This window comes from Corallococcus exercitus, assembly GCF_003611585.1.
GTDB lineage: Bacteria > Myxococcota > Myxococcia > Myxococcales > Myxococcaceae > Corallococcus > Corallococcus exercitus.
The window spans coordinates 1-3,442 of the sequence record NZ_RAVW01000652.1; the positions used below are offsets into that span (position 1 = coordinate 1).

The window sequence follows — 3,442 nt, forward strand, 5'->3', positions numbered from 1 at the left end:
CCCGCATCCCGTCCCACCTGCTCCTGGCCTCCAGGCCGGCAGGGGCGCCGGACCCTGTGTGGACGGTGGAGGGAGTCCTCGCATGAAGCGGTTGCTCATCGTCGACGACGAGCTCGCCATCGTGGAGGCGCTCGAGGACATCCTGTCCCTGGAGGGCTACGACATCGTCACCGCCTACAACGGCGACGAGGGCCTCCAGCGGCTTCTGGCCTCCAAGCCGGACCTGGTGCTGCTGGACCTGATGATGCCGGTGATGGACGGCGGAGAGCTGCTGCGCCGCATCCGCGCCCATCCGGACCTGCAGGACCTGCCCGTGGTGGTGATGAGCGCGGGCCGCCTCACGGACGAGGAGCGCCGCGCCAGCTCACACTTCCTGGCCAAGCCCTTCGAGCTGGACGACCTGCTGGGCACCATCGCGAAGCAGCTGCCCGCGGAAGGCCCCCGCGCCTGACGCGCGCTGCCTTCAGCCCGGCGTCGCGCGGAAGAGGATGTCCCGGTAGTACTGCAGCTCGCTGATGCTGGAGCGCAGGTCCGCGAGTGCGGTGTGCCCGCTGGCCGGCTTGCGCGGCTCCACCAGCGCCGGGTACCACGCGCGCACCAGCACCTTGAGGCTCGTCACATCCACCATGCGGTAGTGCAGGTAGCGGTCCACCATGGGCATGTGGTCGATGAGGAAGCGCCGGTCCGTGTGGATGGAGTTGCCCGCGAGGATGCCCTCGCCCAGGTCGCAGAACTCCGCGATGAAGGACGTCACCTCGCGCTCCGCCACGCGCAGGGACGTGTTCGACGCGCGCACCTTGTCCAAGAGGCCGTTCTTCGTGTGCATCTCCCGCACGACGGGCTCCATGCGCTGGAGCATCTCCTCCGGCTGCCAGATGACGCGCTCGAACTCCCCCAGGGGCCGCAGGTCCGGGCCGGTGACGATGATGCCCACCTCGATGATGCCGCAGGTGTTCGGATCCAGACCTGTCATCTCCAGGTCGAGCCATACGAGGCGGGTGTCACGGGAAGCCATGTCCGAAGGGTCCTGGTCGAGAAGGGAAGAGACGTCCCTATAGCAGCCCGAGGCCCTCGCGCACTCACTCCGTGGACGAATCGTCCCGCCGCGTCCGCACGTCCACCTTGGATTCGAGCGTGCGGTGCACCGGGCACAGGTCCGCGATGCGCATCAGCGTCGCGCGCTGCTCCTCCGTCAGGGGCCCCTCCAGCCGGACGAGCCGCTCCAGCCGGTCCACGCGCCCCACCCGCGACTCGCACTCCGCGCCGTCCTTCGCGTGCACCTTGTCGTGCGACAGGCGCACCCGCACCCGCGTGAGGGGCCAGCCCTGACGGTCCGCGTACATGCGCACCGTCATGGACGTGCACGCGCCCAGCGCCGCCGCCAGCAGGCCATACGGCGTGGGCCCGGAGTCCTGTCCGCCCAGCGCCAGCGGTTCGTCCGCGCGCAGCCAGTGCGGCCCCACGCGGACGTCCTGGGCCAGGCCGCCCTCGGACGCCTCGCGCACCTCCACCTGCCCTTCCGGCAGGGGCGCCGCGCGCTCGCGCAAGGGGGCGATGTGCCGCACGGCCCACGGGCCCAGCATGTCCGCCGCGAAGGCCGCGTCCGCGGGGCGGCCGAGGAAGTGGTCCGCCCCCTCCAGCACCACGAGGCTCGCGGGCCGCCGCGCGCACGCCACCAGCCGGCGCGCGTTGTCCAACCCCACGAAGCGGTCCTCCGGCGCGTGCATCACCAGCAGCGCGCCCGGGAACGCGCCCAGCGCCCTGGACACCGCGCCATCGTCGATGGCGGCGAGGAAGTCGCGCTTGAGCTTCAGCCGGCCGGGCTTCAGGTGCAGCGCGCCCTCCCCGGCCTCGCGCTCCCGGGGGGACAGGAGCGCGAGCACGTCCTTCGCGCCCGCGGGGGCGTTCACCAGCGCGACGGCCGCCACGTCCGGCAGCCGGGGCAGCGCCGCCGCCACCGCCGTGCCGCCCAGGCTGTGCCCCACGAGCAGCCGGGGCACGGGCGCGCGCGCGGAGAGCCACGCCGACGCGGCCACCACCGTGTCCACGCTGGGGAGCGTGTCCGGGTGCTCGGCCGCCGGGGTGCCCGGGGGCACCTCCGTGAAGTCCAGCCGCAGCACGGCGAAGCCCCGCGACACCAGCGCGCGCGCCAGCGCCTCCGGCCCGGGCGAGTGGCCCAGGCACGCGAAGCACGACACCAGCACCGCGCTGGCCGCGGGCGCGCCGGGGGGCGACTCCAGCCGTCCCGCGCCCCCGGGGAAGTGGACCTCCTGCACCGGCATCTAGAAGTCCACCAGCGCCTCGGCGGTCCACACGCCCTCGGGGCCCTGGCGCACGGAGACCTCGGTGAGCGACGCGCCGGTCACCGCCACGTGGGTGCCGTGCCGGGCCTGCCCCGCGCGCTCGCCGAAGCCGTGGCCGAAGAGGTTCAGCCCGTCCAGGCGCACCGCGAAGCACTGGAAGCGCAGGCGCCGTCCGGCCATCGCGCCCACCACCGCCCGCAGCCAGTCCGCGAGCAGCTGGTCGTGGTCCACCGACTGGACGGCCACCTCCAGCTCCTCGTGCGCCTCCACGCTCCGGGGGTCCGTCACCAGCGCGCAGAGCCCCAGCGCCGCCATCTCGAAGGCCTGCTCCATGGAGCGGCCCACGCCTCGCACCCCGAGCAGCTCGTCGTGCGTGAAGTGCTCCCAGTGTGTCCGGGGCCTGCGGTCTTCCGCATGCACGGTTTCGACGTCCATACGTCCTCCTCGTGTCCTCGTCGTTCCTGCTTCCACTCCCGGGCCTCGCGAGCGGCCCGTCAGAACCACCACCCGCCCGCCACGTCCGGCGCCGCGCTCCCGGTCCGCGCGGGGCCGGCCTCCCGGGCGCGCGTGAGCCAGCGCCGCAGCTCGTCCTGGTTGAGCGCGGGGAAGGTGTCGTAGGCCTCGGAGACCTCGCGCAGCGCGGGGTCCAGCGTCAGCGCGTGCACCGCGTCCGCGCGGCCCCGGACGAGCTCCAACGCGCGCGGCGTCGCCACGCCCACCGCCACGACGCTCTGGCGCACGCCCTGCTGCTTCAGCCCCAGGAGCGCCGCGGCCACGGTGGCGCCCGTCACCATCCCGTCATCCACCAGCAGCACCGTGCACCCGCGGACCTTCGGCGTGAGGCCGCCCCGCAGCTGCCGGGCCTGCCGCTCCACGTCGTCCACCTCGTCGTGCACCAGGCGCTGGAGCGTCTCCCCGGGCAGCTTCGCCTGGCGCGCGGCCTGGGGGTCCAGGTACAGCCCGCCCCCTTCCGTCACCGCGCCCAGCGTGAGGCGGCTTCCCCGCACGTGCAGCCGGCGCGCGACCCACAGGTCCAGGGGCTTCTCCAGCGCCCGGGCCACCTCGTACGCCACGCGCAGCCCCCCGCGCGTCAGCCCCAGCACGCACACGTCCCCGGAGCGGTAGGGCGTCAGCACCCC

The 3,442-nt window shown here is 74.0% G+C and carries 5 protein-coding genes; 1 reads left to right on the forward strand and 4 read right to left on the reverse strand.

Annotation, left to right across the window (positions count from 1 at the left end; translation table 11 throughout):
* Window positions 1–82: 82 nt before the first annotated feature.
* Complete coding sequence (locus D7W79_RS40295; protein ID WP_120530509.1) at window positions 83–451, forward strand: response regulator; 369 nt, start codon at window positions 83–85, stop codon at window positions 449–451.
* 12 nt (window positions 452–463) lie between these two features.
* Here the strand turns inward: D7W79_RS40295 and orn are convergent, their stop codons facing one another.
* The 4 genes from orn to D7W79_RS40315 form a co-directional block, all read right to left on the reverse strand.
* The gene (orn, locus tag D7W79_RS40300; protein ID WP_120530510.1) at window positions 464–1,015 is read right to left on the reverse strand and encodes an oligoribonuclease; all 552 of its coding nucleotides are present in this window, start codon (window positions 1,013–1,015) and stop codon (window positions 464–466) included.
* A gap of 64 nt (window positions 1,016–1,079) precedes the next feature.
* Window positions 1,080–2,282, reverse strand: a complete 1,203-nt coding sequence (locus D7W79_RS40305; RefSeq protein WP_120530511.1) for a bifunctional alpha/beta hydrolase/OsmC family protein — start codon at window positions 2,280–2,282, stop codon at window positions 1,080–1,082.
* A complete protein-coding gene (locus D7W79_RS40310; protein ID WP_120530512.1) occupies window positions 2,283–2,738 on the reverse strand; it encodes an archease in 456 nt (151 codons plus the stop codon). It lies immediately after the preceding gene.
* Between the two features lie 59 nt (window positions 2,739–2,797).
* The coding region (locus tag D7W79_RS40315) for a phosphoribosyltransferase (RefSeq protein ID WP_338078857.1) at window positions 2,798–3,442 on the reverse strand (645 nt) is incomplete at its 5' end.